Annotated in this window: 4 protein-coding genes; 2 read left to right on the forward strand and 2 right to left on the reverse strand. The window is 64.6% G+C overall.

The genetic code is table 11. The features are described from left to right. Positions 1-347: 347 nt before the first annotated feature. A complete protein-coding gene (locus tag ACXJKE_RS10475) occupies positions 348-7,589 on the forward strand; it encodes a two-partner secretion domain-containing protein (RefSeq protein ID WP_457280513.1) in 7,242 nt (2,413 codons plus the stop codon). 175 nt (positions 7,590-7,764) lie between these two features. Here ACXJKE_RS10475 and ACXJKE_RS10480 read toward each other — a convergent pair whose 3' ends face one another. Both ACXJKE_RS10480 and ACXJKE_RS10485 read right to left on the reverse strand, forming a co-directional pair. After that, the gene (locus tag ACXJKE_RS10480; protein ID WP_457280514.1) at positions 7,765-9,756 is read right to left on the reverse strand and encodes a sensor histidine kinase; all 1,992 of its coding nucleotides are present in this window, start codon (positions 9,754-9,756) and stop codon (positions 7,765-7,767) included. 12 nt (positions 9,757-9,768) lie between these two features. Next, entirely contained in the window at positions 9,769-10,464 is a 696-nt protein-coding gene (locus tag ACXJKE_RS10485; RefSeq protein ID WP_457280515.1) for a response regulator, read from the reverse strand. Between the two features lie 395 nt (positions 10,465-10,859). On the opposite strand from ACXJKE_RS10485, the gene ACXJKE_RS10490 reads away from it, so the two are divergent. Further along, entirely contained in the window at positions 10,860-16,010 is a 5,151-nt protein-coding gene (locus ACXJKE_RS10490) for a two-partner secretion domain-containing protein (protein WP_457280516.1), read from the forward strand. Positions 16,011-16,047 lie beyond the last annotated feature (37 nt).

Below are 16,047 nucleotides of genomic sequence, written 5' to 3' on the forward strand. Positions count from 1 at the left end.
AATGGGATTTTTGGGATCTACGCACCCCGACAGGGCTGGAAAACAGCGCTAAACGTTTTTTTCAGCCAATTCCGGCCTGTTCTTTAATGCAAAAAGTGCCTCCAGCGCAATATGGACGTGCGCGAGCAGCTATTAAAAACATAGCGTCAAAATCCCCCTCCAACACGCGCGGGCATCGTTGGTTCCCGCACCCGCGTAGGTACGCCGGTGTTGAAACGCCACATGCAGTCGTTTCCCCATGCATTTCGGGGGTAATTCAAGGATACTTATGGTTACCTTCACGGGGCCCTTGTTACCCCGCTCGCCCAGGCGGTAGCCGGATTTCCTGACCTTCCGAAAAGACTCCCATGAAAAGTCACGCCAGCATCAACCGCATCTATCGCCTGGTCTGGAACGCCGCGCTTGGCCTGTGGGTGGCCGTGGCTGAAACCGCCAAAGGCCGAAGCAGGGGCGGCTCCGCGCGCAGCGGTGTTGAAGTTGCTTCCGCCGGCCCTCGTGGGGGCCTCGTTTTTGTCCTGCATGAACGGTGCCGCGCTGCCGTGGTCATGCTGCTGGCGATGTCCGTCTTTAACTTGCAGGTGCATGCTGCCGATGCGCTGAATTCCACCGTGGTGGTGGGCAGCGGCAATGTCAGCACCAGCGGCGCCACCACCACGATCAACCAGGCCAGCCAGCGCCTGGCGATCGACTGGACGCATCTTTCCACCGCGGCCAATGAGGCGCTGGTGTTCAACCAGCCGAATGCGCAGGCCATCGCGCTGAATCGCATCACCGGCAGCAGCCCGAGCGAATTCCTGGGCAGCCTGACGGCGAACGGCCAAGTGTTTATCCTCAACCCGAACGGCGTGCTGTTTGGTGCGGGCAGCCAGGTCAATGTCGGCGGCCTCGTGGCTTCGACGCTTTCCATGAGCAATGCTGACTTCATGGCCGGCAGCACCACGTTTGGCACAGACCCCGGCCAAGCTGGCACCGGCAGCAGCGCCGGCAAGGTTACCAACAAGGGCACGTTGACGGCTGCGAATGGCGGCTATGTGGCCTTGCTGGCGCCCGAGGTACGCAACGAAGGCGTCATCCGGGCCATGCTGGGAACCGCCTTGCTGGCAGCGGGCAACAAGATCACCCTGAACCTGGACAACGGCAATTTGCTGGGCTACAGCATTGACCAGGGCGCCATTAACGCGCTGGCTGAAAACAAGTTGCTGATCCAGGCGAATGGCGGCCAGGTTCTGCTGTCCGCCAAGGCCATGGACCAGCTGACCACGGCGACGGTGAACAACACCGGCGTCATTGAAGCCAAAACCCTGCAGAACAAGGCCGGGCGCATCCTGCTGATGGGTGACATGGAGACGGGTACGGTCAATGTCGGCGGCACGCTCGATGCCTCGGCTCCCGATGGCGGCAATGGCGGCTTTGTCGAAACCAGCGCCGCGCATGTGAAGGTGGCCGACAGCGCCAGGGTCACCACGCTGGCTTCCGCCGGCAACACCGGTAAATGGCTGATAGACCCCAACGATTTCACCATCTCCGCCGGGGGCGACATGACGGCCGCAGCCGTCGCGGCCGCTTTGACTGGCGGCAACTTTGAAATCCAGACCGCGACCATGGGCACGGCCGGCGGCAACGGCGACATCCACGTCAACCAGGCCATCAACCGGACGGACAACAACACCTTCACGTTGACTGCCGAGCGCGACATCAACATCAATACCGGCGCGAACATCACCAAAACCAATGCAGGCGCGGCCGGTATGACCATGACCGCCGGGCGCAACATCCTCCTCAACGGCAATATCGGTGTGGGCGGGCCTTCCACAACTCTTTCTGTGACGGCCAACGCCGTCGGCGATATCACCGGCGTGGGAACCCTGAACCTGAACGGCGGTGCGCTGGACATGACGGCCGGCGGCAGCATCGGCGGCACCGACGGTCTGGGGCAAATCTTTGCCGGCAGTTTGAAGCTGAAAGCCACCACGGGTGAAGTGGTCATGAATAGCGGCGTGGACTGGCAGGGTTCTTCCTTCGACCTGTACGCGGGTACCAACATCCGGGGAAATGCCGGCGCCGTCAACGCCACCATGAGTGCCCCCGGCGGCAGTTTCACCGCATCTGCGGGCAACACGGGTAATGGCCGAATACGCATCAACAGCTTCTCCAATGCCATAGGCACGCTCAACCTGACCGCCCTGGGGACAGGCGGAGGTGGCCAGGTCGACTTTTTGAGTGCCTCAGCCATCGCCAACGCTTCCATCACGGCAGCCCAGGACGTGAACGTCAGCGCGACTGGCAGCCTCAACCTCAATGCCCTGACCCTGACGGGCGCCAACCAGAACGTCAGCCTGGCGGCCGGCGGTGGCACGCTAACGACGCTGGGGGCCTTGAACACCGGCGCAGGCAACCTGACCTTGTCGGGCGGCTCTATTTCCCTGGGCGGCGACCTGGGCGCCAAAGACCTCAGCCTGACCGCAACAAGCGGCCTGAACATCAACAGGAACCTCACGGCGACGGGCAACCTGGCGCTCACCGCGAGTAATGCGGCCATCCAGCAAACCGCCGGCGTCCTGGTCGCGGGCGGCACGACGACCGTCAATGCCGGCGCGGGTAGCGTCAACTTGAGCGGCCTCAACAATTTCAACGGCGCAGTCAGCGTCAGCAACCTGGGCGTGAACAACGTCGCGATCAACAACGCGGGCGGTGCGCTGACCCTGGGCACTGTGTCGGTCGGCAGCGGCACGCTGAGCCTGAGCGGCAACAACATCGCGCAGACGGGCGCGATCACGCAGGCCGCCGGCGCGGGCGCGGTGACCATCAACGGCGGCGCCAGCGCGATAGACCTGAGCAACGCGGGCAACAATTTCACGGGCGCGGTCGGGCTCAATAATTCCGGCAACAACGCCGTGACCATCCGGAATGTGAACGATCTGGTGCTGGGCCCATCCACCGTGGGCGGCAGCCTGACGGCGACTTCCAGCACCGGCTCCATTTCGCAAGCCGGTGCATTGAACGTGACGGGCGCCTCCACGTTCACGCTCAACGGCACCAGCAAGGACGTGTTGCTGGGCACTTCGGCCAATACCTTCGGCGGTGGCGTGACGGTCAATGGCAGCGGCAGCGTCAGAGACATGGCCTTCCGTTATGGCAGCGGTTTTGCCTTTCCCACCACGCCCACCTACTCCGGCATCCTGACACTGATCAGGGACGTCGGAGCCATCAACCTGGGCACGCAAACCTTCAGTGGCGGCCTCGCGCTGACGGCGGGCGGGGGCATCAACCTGTTCGGCGGTACGCTGCAGACGGGCGGCGCGCAAACTTTCAACAGCGCGGTAACGGTTGCCGGCACCGTCAGCCTGGTCAGCACCGCCGGTGGCATCACATTCGCCAACACGGTCGACGGCGCGAACGCGCTGAGCACCACGAGCGCCGGGCCCACCAATTTCAATGCGTCGGTGGGTGCCACCACGGCGCTGACCAGCTTGAGTGTCAATTCGGGCGGCGCCATCAACGTGCAGACCGGCGCCACGCTGCGCACGGGCGACCTGATGCTGACGGCAGCGGGCGGCATAGGCAACGGCACCGGTGGTGCGGCAGCCATCGATGCGGCGCGCCTGAGCGCCATCAATTCAGGCAGCGGCCATATTGCGCTGTCGCATGCCGGTACAGGTACGCTGGTGGTGACAGACCTGGGGCAGGGCGATGGCATACAGAACAGCGCAAGCGGCGCCAACGTCAGCCTGGCGGCGGCCAACGGCAGCATCCAGGTGCTGGGCAGCACGGTCAGCGCGGCCGGCGGCAACGTTGTGCTTAGCGCGGCTGGCGCCAGCGCGACGCATTCGGTGGAGATCGTGAACAACGGCGCTACCCAATCGAACGTTACTACCACCGGCACAGGCAACATCACCATCAACGGCAACCTGACGAGCGGCGGCGCCAGCGCCACCGGCGGCTCGGCGGGCGGCGTGGTCGTCACCAATTCCAACATCACCGCAGGCAACGGAGTCATCACCATTTCGGGCGATGCGGGCTGGCCTTCCGGTTTACCGCAAGTGTCACGTGGCGTGCGCCTGGATTCGGGCGCGAAAGTTACCGGCGCCGGCAACATCAGCATCACGGGCCGGGTCGGCAGCAGTTCGCTGGCCACCAGCAAAGGCCTGCAGTTGGCCGGCGGGGCGGAAGTTTCCAGCACCGGTGGAGACGTTGCGCTCACTGGCACGCTAACCAATCATTCCATCCTTGATGGTACGGGCCTGCATGTCAGCGGCAAGGTGCAGTCCGGCGCCAGCAAAAAAATCACGCTTACGGGCTCGGCTACGGTGGGCGGTAGCGCAGGCAAGGGTGTGCTGATCGATGGGGCGGCGGAGCTGCTCGCGGGCACGGGTGGTTTGACCATTGTGGGCACCACCAGCTCCGCGACCACTGCCACCAGCGTCGTCGGCACATCCATCACCGTCAGCATTGGTGGCGTCAGCCCCATTGTCAGCTCCACCGGTGCAATGGACATCACGGGCACCCTCGACGGGGGATCTATCGTCGGAGGCTCCGGCTTGGTCATGGAGGGCGGCACCATCAACTCCAATGGCGCGAACATCGTTTTGCGTGGCTCCGGCGTGCCTGCGCCTGCGCCTGTGGCTTCCCGTGATGTCAATCTCAGCGGTACGACGGTCACCAGCGGTGGCGGTGAAATCCAGATTATTGGCAACCGGGTCCAGATTGACAGTACGGTCAATGCAGGGGCCGGCCGTGTGGTGATTGCGCCCTTTAGCACCAACCGGGAGATCACGCTCTCGTCACCGGTGGGGGGTATTGAAGCCGTAACACTGAATTTGAGTACCACTGAGATCAACAACATCACGGCGGGGGTGTTGCAGATCGGTACCCTGACGAGCACGGGCGGCATTGAGATTGGTGGTGCCATAACTGCCGCACCGGGACCCTTGCCGGTCATCAGTTTGCTCAATGCCAGCACCATCAGCCAGACGGGGGCCATCAGTGTTGGCAAGCTCAACGCGGTAGGCTCCTCCGTGACCCTGACCAACGCCGGCAACCAGATCGACGAGATCAGCGGGCGCTCTACCACCGGCGCATTCGCCGCCACCAGCAGCAAGGCTGCGCCGCTCACGGTTGGTACGGTTGACGGGTACACAGGCATCAACTCGGGCAGCAACGCCACCACGCTCACCAACCTGAACGGCGCCATCGCGCAGACCCAGGCCATTGTGGCCAGCAGCTTCACCGGCAGCGGTGTGGGTGGCGTCAATCTCAACCTGGCTGCCAACCAGATCGGCGCCTTTACGGCGACCAATAGCGGCGCGGGCGATATCGTGCTGCGCAACGGCATCAACACCACACTCACGTCCCTCACCAATACCGGCACCGGCCGCATTGACGTCGACAACATCGGCACGGTCACGCTGGCGTCAAGCGGCATCACCAGCAGCGGCACGGCCACGGGTACCACCGCCGGCACAGCGGCGGTGCGCGTCAAAGGCTCGCAGGGCATTGTGGCCAGCGGCGCGGCTCCGCACATCAGCAATTCGGCGGGCGGCTCGGTCTACCTCGACGGCGGCGCAGGCAGTGTAGGCACCAGCCCCGCCGGTGCGGTGGGTATTTCCGCTGCGTCCGTCACTGCGGTGGCGGCAGGCGGCGCCTCGCAGGTCAACCTGAGCCTGGCCAACGGCGGCACGCTGGAAAACATCTTCGCGGCGGGCAGCGTCAATGTCACGGCCACGACCGGTAACCTGGCGGTCAAGACGGTGTCGAGCAGCTCGGTCAGCCTCAGCGCCGCGGCCGGCGCCATCACCGACGCCAACGGCGCGGCGAACAACATCTCAGGGACGTCTCTGACTGCTTCCTCACAAAACGGCATCGCGCTGGGTACCAATGTGAGCGGTGCGCAGGCGCTGAGCACCACGGGCGCAGCCGGCGACATCACCATCACCGCCGCCAATGCCATCGACACCAGCAACTTCAGCGTGAGCACCAACGCGGGTTCCGCCCAGACCGTCAGCCTGGCTTCGAATGCCGGCATTACGGTGGGCGGCGCGTTCGGCAACAGCCAGGACAAGCTCAAGCTGATCACGACCGGCGGCAATATTGCCGTCAACGGCGCGCTGACGGCCAGCGAACTCACGCTGAACACCGCCGGTACCAGCACCCAGAGCGCGGCCATCACTGCCACGGGCCTGGAACTGCTGGGCACCGGCAGCCATACGCTGAACAATGCAGGCAACGCGGTGACCACGCTGGCCGGCAACACCGGCAACGTCAGTTATTCGCAGGCCGGCGCGCTGGCCATCGGTACCGTCAACACGGCAGGGTTGACCGCCAGCGGCAAGGTGCTGGTGCGCGCCACCGGCGCGGCGGGCGACATCACGCTGAACAATGCGGTCACCTCAGGCAGCGCGGCGAACGACTCGCTGGTGCTGGCCGCCGGGCGCAACTTCATCAACAACGCTGGCGCCACACCGCTGAACCCGGGCGCGGGCCGCTTCCTGGTGTATTCAACCGATCCGACGGCCAACACCATGGGCGGCTTGGCCTCTACCGGCAACGCCTTTAGCCGCACTTATGCGGCCAATGCGCCCACCGATGCTTCCATGACTTCGCTCAGCGGCAACCGCATGGTATACAGCGTGACGCCGGTGCTCACCATCACGGGTGACAACCAGGCCAAGGTCTATGGCGCGGCCGACCCGGGCCTGACTTACACGCTGAATTCCGGGCTGGTGGCCGGCGACACGGCCGCAACCGCGCTGGCCGGCCTGCTGGCAGCGCCGACGGGTTCCGCGGCCTCCGCAGGCACGCATGCCATCACCCAGGGCACGCTGGCTTCAGCCCTGGGCTACGGCATTGCGTACACCAACGGCACCCTGACGGTGGGCAAAGCCACGGTGAGCGTGACGGGCATGGCGGCCAACAACAAAACCTACGATGGCAGCGCAACAGCGACCCTCGGCAACGTCGGCACCCTGACGGGCCTGGCCTACGGCGAGCTATTGACCCTGAATTCCACGGGTGCCAGCTTCTCCGACGCGAATGCCGCCAACGGCAAGACCGTGACCGCCACTTACGGCCTGGCCAACGGCGCGGGCGGCCTGGCCAGCAACTACCAGCTGGCGGCGGCGCCCGTCACGGCGACGGCCGACATCAACAAGGCCAACCTGAGCATCACGGCCAACAATGACAACCGGACCGTGGGCGCCGCAGCCTATACCGGCGGAAACGGCGTGAGTTTCAGCGGCTTTGTGGGCGGCGAAACGGCGGTCGTGCTGGGCGGCGCGCTGACCTACGGCGGCAGTTCGCAAGGCGCGAGCGCTATGGGCAGCTACGCCATTACGCCCGGGGGCTACAGTGCCGGCAACTACGCGCTGGCCTATGTCGACGGCGTGCTGACCATCAACCCGGTAGCAGCGCCTGCGCCGGTGCCGGTAGTGCCAGGCGGCAGCCCGGCAAGCGACGCTTATCTGAGCGCGCTGCGGAACATCGCGAGCCTTGGCGCTTCAGGTGACGGTGGCGGCGCGCAGGGTGGTGGTGCGGACCCCAGTGACGCCCTGAAAGCCGCCGCTGCCGAAGCCGGAAATACGAACGAGGAATAAGCCCACCCCCGTCCAGCCTCACTTCGTGTAGCCTGTTCTCAGGGGGCGGCGCCTGCGGTCTGGCAAAGCCAGTCCCGCGGCCTTCGTTTGTGCGCATAGAACTCTTCAACCAGCATGAGCCGTGGAACCGGCTTTGCCGGGCCACAGGCGGGCGGCCCCCTCGGGGGGCAAGGAACTACACGGAGTGAGTGACTGTGGGGGCCAATGGAAGCCACAAGGTAAAGCGCGTGCCCGCCGGCCCCGATTGCCAGTTGACCGTGCCGTCAATGGTTTGCGCGCGGCGCCGCTGGTTTTGCAGGCCTTTCCCCGCGGCGTCGCCAAAGGCTTGGTCGACATCAAAGCCCTGGCCGTTGTCTTCGATGATGACCTGCACCCCGGCGCCTTCGATGGCAGTGCTAAAGCGGATCTCGGTCGCATGCGTATGGCGCAGGATGTTGGCCACGCTTTCCTGGATGATGCGCAGGATGTGCAGCGCGCTGGAAGGGTTCAGCCAGTCCAGCGTGGGGAGTACCTGCACTTCCCACAGCAGCGTGACGCCGGTGCCTTCCAGCCGGGGTTCGAGCCGGAAACGCAGTGTGGCCAGCAGCAGCAACAGGTCGGCCTCCACCGGCTCCATCGAGTCGATGGCGAGCTTCAGGTCGTCCATGCAGTCCTTGAGGGTCTGCGTCACGCGTTCGTCACTCATGCCGCCGACTTCGATGGAGCGGATGGCGCTGATCAGCGTCGAGCCCAGGCCGTCGTGCATGTCCTGCATCATGCGCTGGCGTTCATCGCTCAGCATCTGCTGCTGGGCGATCTCGCGCAGGCTGCGGTGGCTGGCTTCAAGTTCGGCTTCACGCGCCCGCAGGCGCTCGGCCAGGCTGGCGTTGACCTGCTCGACTTCCGCAATGGCGCCGGTGTAACGGCGGTACATCACATAACCGAAGACGCTGAAGGTGATCGCGTTGGTATGCGGGCCCATATACCAGCTTTCGGGGCTGATGAAATTGTTCTGTACCAGCCAGTCGGTCGCGCTAAAGAGCGTGGCCAGCACCGTCCCGATGGCCACCACCATGGCGCTGCGAGAGCGCCCCCAGGCGTTGATGACGCCCGCCACGCTGACGCTCACGCCCATCAGTGCGGCCACCACATACAGCACTGGTGTGGTCCTCGGCGTGTTGGGCAGGGCCGACCACAGGGGCAGGGTCAGCAGGGCCATCAGCACGGACGCGGTGATCAGTGCCCGCGTCAGCCACAGTTGCTGGCGCCGGTGCAGCAGGCCGATTGAAAAGTGCACCACCGTGACCAGCCAGAACAGCGAGTTGACGGTGAACCAGGCAAACCAGTCGTTGGCAATCGGGAAGCTCACATAAAAATGCAGGCCCCGCACGAAGGACATGACCGCCAGCACAAAAAACAGCAGATAGCCCGGCTCATGCCGGCGCCGCAACCACACCAGCAAGGCGAAGATGCCGACCGCGAGGAAAGCCGAGCTGAACATGCCCGGCAATTCCTGCTGCAGCCATTGGCGGCCGCGGTAGCGCCAGCTGATGGCATCCACCGGGCCCAGCCACAGTGATGACAGCGCCACCTGCGTCGCAGCCGTGTGCTCGATGCGCAGCGTGATCTCGTGCGGCGGCCGGCCATCGGGTGATTTCTCCAGCAGCACCCACAGCGGCGTGTGCGGGCTGTTCCATAACGGGCCTTGCTGCTGTGCGGTGTGTACCAGGTGACCGTCGGCATACACCGCGAGGGTGCCGTCGGTGCGCACGCGGGCCGCATACAGCGCCAGCGGCGTGGACGATGCCGGGGCCTGCGGCACGGTCAGTCGAAACCAGCTGGTGCGTGTGACGGGGGCCACGCCGGCGGATGCTGCAGCCCGGGCCTGTCCCAGCAACGCTATGGGCAGGGCATGCGGCAGCGTAACGGGTTGCCAGCGGTCCAGCAGGATTTGGCCGTCGAGGGTGAGCGGTGGCGAGGTGAAGCCCGCATCGGTTTGCACCTGCCAGTCAGCCTGGGTGAGATGCAGGGCCGCTGCGTTGGGGGAACCACCCTCGCGGGTGCCTGCAGAGTCACAGGCGACAAGACCCGTCAGCACCGCAGCTGCTGCCAGCAGCGCTACGGCCGCACGGGGCGAAAAGCGCAAGGGGCGCAAGAGGCGCGAGAGGCGGTGGTGATGAAAGGGCATTCGCGCGGGCAACTACTGCGCCAAAATGCCCTGGTTCCTGGCTTCGTAGATTGCTTCAGCCTTGGAGGTCACCTTGAGTTTGCTGTAGATGCGCCGCACAAAAGTGCGCACCGTGAAGTGCGACAACTCCATCAACCTGGCGATTTCCACCGCAGTGAAGCCTTTGGTGATGTAGTCCAGCACTTCTTTTTCACGTGCCGACAGCAGCGATGACGCGTCGATATCGGCGGGCGTCGTGCCGGCGCCGGCTGCGGTGCTGCGGCGAAAGCGCGCCAGCACCTGCCGGGCGATGATGGGGCTGATCGGGCTGCCGCCGCTGGCCAGGCTGCGAATCTCTGCCGCCATCTTCAGCGGTGAGCTGTCTTTCAGCAGGTAGCCGGCAGCGCCGGACTCAATCGACTGCATCACATGCGTCTCGTCGCCAAAATTGGTGCTCACCATGATGCTGCATGCCGGCCACTGTCGGGAAGCCGCGCGGATCACGTCGATGCCAGAGCCATCGGGCAGGCCTAAATCAACCAGCAGCACATCGGCCGGCGGCTGCATCAGCATCTGCAAGCCTTCGGCACGGGTACCTGCCGCGCCCACCAGGCGCATGTCAGAAGCGCCTTGCACCACGCGGCTCAGCGCTCCGCGAAAGCCCGGATCGTCCTCGACGATGGCGACATGGATCATGGGCAGGTCTTGTTCAGCGGGAGGTGCATTCATCAGGCAGACATTTTGCGACGGTTTTCGGGTACACGACTCGCTATTTGTGTAGATCGTTTGTTCTACGTGCAAGCCGGTAACGGGTGTCTTGTCACCGGCAGGGCCTGTTCACTGCCCCGTCGGTGCCGATCATCATGCCATCCGGCCGACCGGATCGCTATATTTTTGATAGCTGTCTGCGCCCATTGCTGTTGGTCTGCAGCCCGATCTCGTCTCTAGAACGGGGCACCTGAAGGTATCTGGCGTAGCGCATATGCGCTACAGACAGCGGCTTTCGTGATTCGTACGATGACGGCCAGTCGGCCAGAGCGTTCCATAACAGCCGGGGCGCGGGCCCGGCTGATTGGCGAACCGCCTGGTCCGCTGCAAGCTCCGCCCTTCAACGAAAGTCTTCCATGAAAAGCCACGCCAGCATGAACCGTATTTACCGCCTCGTCTGGAACGCGGCTTTAGGGTTGTGGGTGGCTGTGGCTGAGAACGCCAGAGGCAAAAGCAAGGGCGGCTCTGCGCGTAGCAGCGTGCTGTTCGGCTCGGCACCGGCCGAATCGGCTGAAGGGGGTGGCGAAGGCGCGGGCTTCAGGCTCAATACCGCCTGCCGCGCAGCGCTGGTATTGCTCACTTCTCTTGCCGTGGTCACGCACCAGGCGCGTGCTGCCGATGCGGCCAATGCCAGCGTGACCGCGGGTGCGGCTGGCATCACCACGGTCGGCAACACCACCACGATCAACCAAAGCTCCCAGCGGGTAGCCATCGACTGGACATCCCTGTCTACCGCAGCGAACGAAGCGCTGAGATTCAACCAGCCCAATGCGCAGGCGATTGCGCTGAACCGCATCACCGGCAGCAGCCCGAGCGAGCTGCTGGGTAGCCTCACGGCCAACGGCCAGGTCTTCATTCTCAATCCCAACGGTGTGTTGTTTGGTGCGGGTTCTCAGGTCAACGTTGGCGGCCTGGTGGCTTCTACCCTTTCCATGAGCAATGCCGACTTCATGGCCGGCAACAACGTGTTCACGGGTTCCGGTGGCTCGGTGGTGAATCAGGGCACGCTGAACGCAGGGCAGGGCGGCTATCTGGCACTGCTGGCGCCCGAGGTGCGCAACGAAGGCGTCATGACCGCGAGCCTTGGCACGGCGCTTCTGGCAGCCGGCAACAAGATCACCCTGAATCTGGACAACGGGAGCCTGCTCGGTTACAGCATCGATCAGGGCGCGATCAACGCACTGGCCGAGAACAAACAGCTCATCAAGGCCGACGGCGGCCAGGTGCTGCTCGGCGCCAAAGCGCTGGACAGCCTCACCATGGGAACCGTCAACAACACCGGCGTCATTGAAGCGAAGACGATTGCCAACAAGGCCGGCCGCATCATGCTGATCGGCGACATGGAGCACGGCATGGTCAACATGGGCGGTACGCTGGATGCCAGCGCCCCGGATGGCGGTGACGGCGGCTTTATCGAGACAAGCGCCGCGCACTTCAAAATCCTGCCGGGCTTCAGGGTGAACACGCTGGCGCCGCGAGGCAAGACCGGCACCTGGCTGCTGGACCCGGCCACGATGACCATCGCGGGCGGCACAGGCGGGGCCGCCGACACCATTTACGAGGACACGATTGAAGCGATGGGTTCCGACGTGGTTATTGAGGCCACGGATTCGATCAACGTCACGGGCACTTTCGGCAATGGCGATGTGGAGCTCCTCAGTGGCCGCAATCTCACCATCAGAACCACAGGCCCCACCGGTACCGGCATCGACCTCACGGGCAGCACGCATGGCGCCGGCCTGACGTTCAAGGTTTCCGGCGGGGGCTCGGCGAGCGTGACCACAGCCGCGGCCAGCCAGGCCATCAAGACCTCCGCAATTTCCGTGACCGGCGGCGCCGGAACGATCAATATCAACTCCGCCGGCGCGCTGGATATCAGCAACACGGTCCTGCAGACCAGCGGAGGCGCGATCACGCTGTCCGGGGCGGGCCAGGCCGGGAGCTCGGGCGTTCTGGTGTCCCAGAGCACCGTGAACGCCGGCACCGGCGCCCTCACCATCAACGGCACCACGACAGACCAGTCGCAGTATGGCGTGCTGCTGGACCGCTCCACGCTTACCAGCGGCAATGCCAACATCAACAGCGCCGATAGCGCCGTGAAGCTGGCGGGCACCAGCGTGGCAAGCACCGGAAACATTACCGTCGAAGCGTCGGGTGCCAGGACGAGCCACCACGCGCTCGAGCTCGTCAATGAAGGCGTCACGCAAACCAACGTCGGCGTCAGCGGGGGCGGAACGATAAACATCACCGGCAGACTGGTGAACGGCGGCGGCAGCGCCACGGGCGGCTCTTCGGGCGGCGTGGTCGTCACCAATTCCAGCGTGACCGGCGGTACCGGCACCGTCACTATCGCCGGTGACGTAGGCACGACCGGGGTCATTGCTCAGGTGGCCCGCGGGGTACGGCTGGATTCTTTGGCCAGGATCACGGGTGCGGGCAACATCGACATCACCGGGCGTACAGGGTTGTTTTCCCTGGCAGGTACTGCCGGCGTGGAACTCGGCACCGGCTCGGAGGTATCCAGCACCGGCGGCTATATCACCGCTACCGGCCGGGCCGGTGTCAGTAGTGCCGCCACCGAGGTCAAGGGCCTTATAGCAAGAGGAAAAGTGCAGTCCGGCACCTTGCGCAGCATCACGCTCGACGGTTCGTCCTCGTTAAATGCTGCCGGGATCAGCGGCTCCGGCGTCCTCATCGATGCAGGCGCAGACATCATCGCGGGCAGGCTTGGTTTTAACAGTACGGGTTTGTTCAGTAGTTCAAACGGGGGAACGGCGAATATTACCGGCATCTCCATGGTGGGCGGCAGCATCAACTCGACCGGCGAGATCACCATGATCGGCAACCTCGGTGGGACAAGTTCTATGGGCGGGGGGCATGCCGTGAGCCTGACCGGCGGCAGCATCAACTCCAACACGGCGGCCATGACGCTGCGCGGAATGAATTTTCCAGCGGGTGCAATTGCGCCGGCCGGCAGCTACGCCCTGAACATCGACGGCACCAGCATCACCAGCGGAGGCGGTGCGATCACGCTGCTGGGCGACCGCATCAACATCGGCTCCGCCGTCAACGCGGGCGCGGGCAAGGTGCTGGTCAACACGGACATCTTCAGCGCCAACCAGCCGATCACACTCGGCGGCGCATCAGAAACCGCCGCCATGAACCTGAGCAACGCCGAGCTTAACCGGATCACCGCGTCGGTGATCGCGATCGGCAGCACTTCCAATACAGGCGGCATAGTCATCGGCAACACCGGCGGCGCGATCAACCTGGCCAGCGCACCCAGCTTGAGCCTGATAAACAGCAACGCTGCAGGTTCGGGCATCTCGCAAACAGCGGCATTCACGGTTGCCAACCTGAAGGCCGATGCACAAACCGTCATCCTGGCCAACTCACTCAACCAGATCAGCCAGGTCAGCGGTCGCGCCTACGGAACGAACAATTTCGAGGTTAGCTCCTACTCTGCATTGTCGGTGGGGACGGTGGACGGAACGGCCGGCATCACCCAGTCCGGCACCGGTCTTGTTGCGCTGCTAAGCCGCGGCGCGCTGTCGCAAACCCAGGCCATCGTCGCGAACACCTTGCAGGCCACCAGTTTCGGGGGCATGACGCTGGCCAACGCAGGCAACCAGATCCAGAATTTCGGCAGACTTAACAACAGTACATCGGGCGACATCACCCTTCGCAACACCGCCGCCACCGCCAGCTTCCAGGGCAGCTTCAACAGCGCCGGCCGCGTCGATATCGCCAACACGGGCAATATCTTGATGGTGGGCTCCTACATGCCTTTTTTGAGCAACGCCACGGGTACGACTGCGGGCACCGCCGGCTTCAGCATGGTGGCCACGGGCGGCATCAGTACGCAAACTGTCCAGACCAACATCAATCCCCTCTCGGGTGGCTCGGTCTACCTGGAGGCGGGCAACGGCAGCATAGGCGCCAGCACCGCCCGCCCCATCACCATTTACACGACCGGCCCGGTCGTTGCGGTGGCGAGCGGCGCCGGTTCACAGGTCAACCTGGACCTGGCCAACGGCGGCACCCTGGAAAACGTCAGTGCAACGGGCGCGGTGAACGTCACCGCTGCCTTCGCCCTGGCGGTCAAGACGGTGTCCGGCAGCTCGGTCACTCTCAGCTCCTCGCTCGGAGCCATCCTTGACGCCAATGGCGCGGCCAACAACATCACCAGCACCACGCTTAACGCGACCGCACGGGAAAGCATCACGCTGGGCACCAATGTGACCGGCCTGCAAACGCTGGCGACCACAGAACCTGGCGCTGCGGGCGACATCAGCCTCACTGCCGCCAATGCGCTGAGTACCAGCAATCTCGCCATCAGCACTAACGCCGGGTCTGCGCAGACAGTCAGCGTGTCATCCGCGGCCGGCATCACGGTCGACAACGCCTTCGGCAATGCGCAGGACAAGTTCAAGCTGATCACGACCGGTGGCAACATCGCCATCAACGGCGCGCTGACGGCCAGCGAACTCACGCTGAGCACCGCCGGTACCAGCACACAAACCGCGGGCATCACGGCCACCGGCCTGGAGCTGCTGGGCACGGGCACGCACATCCTCAACAATGCAGGCAATGCGGTCACGACGCTGGCCGGCAACACAGGCGATGTGGCCTACGCGCAGGCCGGTGCGTTGACGGTGGGCACCGTCAACACGGCAGGCCTGACGGGCACCGGAAAGGTGCTGGTGCGCACCACCGGCGCAGCCAGCGACCTCACGCTGGCCAACAGCGTCACGTCCGGCAGCGCAGCCAACGATTCGCTGGTGCTGGCCGCCGGGCGCAACTTTGTGAACAACGCCGGGGCTGGCGCGCTCAACCCAGGCGCGGGCGGCCGTTTCCTCGTGTATTCGACCGATCCGGCTGCCAGCACCCTGGGCGGCATGGCTTCCACCGGCAATGCCTTTGGCCGCAGTTACGCCGCCAATGCGCCCAGCGATGCGTCGATGACCTCGATCACCGGCAACCGCTTTGTCTACAGCGTTGTGCCGACGCTCAACGTCAGCGGCGACAACCAGAGCAAGGCTTACGGCGGCGCCGACCCGGCTCTCACCTACGCCGTCAACAGCGGCCTGGTGGCGGGCGACACCGCGGCCAGCGCGCTGAACGGTGCGCTGTCGGCGCCCACAGGCGCTGCCACGACCGGCCCCACACATGCCATCACGCAGGGCACGCTGGCATCGGCCCTGGGTTACAACGTCGTCTATACCAACGGCACGCTGACGATGACCGGTACGCCGCCTTTGCCTGCATCCCTTTTCGGCGTAACTTCAGCGCTGGATGGGCCTTATGTGACCGCGCTCAACACCATTGCCGGCACGGGCAATGCCATGGGTGGCGTCACGGGTGGCGCCGATAGCGCCAATGGAGATGGCACAGGCAGCATATCGAGCGCGGTGGACGACGATCCGTTCAACATACTGGATGATGGCGCGCGCATGAAGGCGTTGAATGCCGCCGCAGAGGCAGCCCGCCAGGACAGAGGCGAATAGGCGGCAGCTTGGGGAGGAGGCGGGGTAGGCGAGGCCC

The organism is Polaromonas sp. P5_D5 (genome assembly GCF_054049435.1).

Excerpts from the sequence above, each read along its gene's own strand:
- ACXJKE_RS10485 (WP_457280515.1), bottom strand. The coding sequence starts at position 10,464 with ATGAATGCACCTCCCGCTGAACAAGACCTGCCCATGATCCATGTCGCC.
- ACXJKE_RS10480 (WP_457280514.1), bottom strand. The coding sequence starts at position 9,756 with ATGCCCTTTCATCACCACCGCCTCTCGCGCCTCTTGCGCCCCTTGCGC.
- ACXJKE_RS10490 (WP_457280516.1), top strand. The coding sequence starts at position 10,860 with ATGAAAAGCCACGCCAGCATGAACCGTATTTACCGCCTCGTCTGGAAC.
- ACXJKE_RS10475 (WP_457280513.1), top strand. The coding sequence starts at position 348 with ATGAAAAGTCACGCCAGCATCAACCGCATCTATCGCCTGGTCTGGAAC.